The 367-nt window shown below is 58.6% G+C and carries 1 protein-coding gene; it reads left to right on the top strand.

All coding sequences use genetic code 11. From position 1 onward, the window contains the following. On the top strand, window positions 1-284 hold a 284-nt coding region (locus A3709_RS14860), incomplete at its 5' end, for a chemotaxis protein CheB (protein ID WP_304438771.1). Between the last annotated feature and the right edge of the window lie 83 nt (window positions 285-367).

Below are 367 nucleotides of genomic sequence, written 5' to 3' on the forward strand. Positions count from 1 at the left end.
GCGTCGATGTACTGTTTCGGTCTGTTCTGGCCGCTGTCGGCGACAATGCCGTGGCCGCGATACTCACTGGGATGGGCGGAGACGGCGCCAGCGCCATGTGTGCTTTAAAGGATCAGCACGTGCATACCATCGCCCAGGACGAAGAAACCAGTGTGGTTTGGGGTATGCCCGGCGAAACCGTGCGCCTGGGGGGGGCTTGCGAAACACTGCCATTGGGGCAGATCGCTGCGGCGCTGCTTGAAGCAACCAGCTATGGACAGCTTGTTACCCAGGCACGCCGGTAAGCACGGAAGTAATCGCAGACTCTAGTTCAGCGCTGTTAATTGGTGTCAGACAGATGGCACTGAAAATGCCCATGCTGGAAGGT

The organism is Halioglobus sp. HI00S01 (assembly GCF_001635445.1).
Taxonomy (GTDB): domain Bacteria; phylum Pseudomonadota; class Gammaproteobacteria; order Pseudomonadales; family Halieaceae; genus Halioglobus; species Halioglobus japonicus.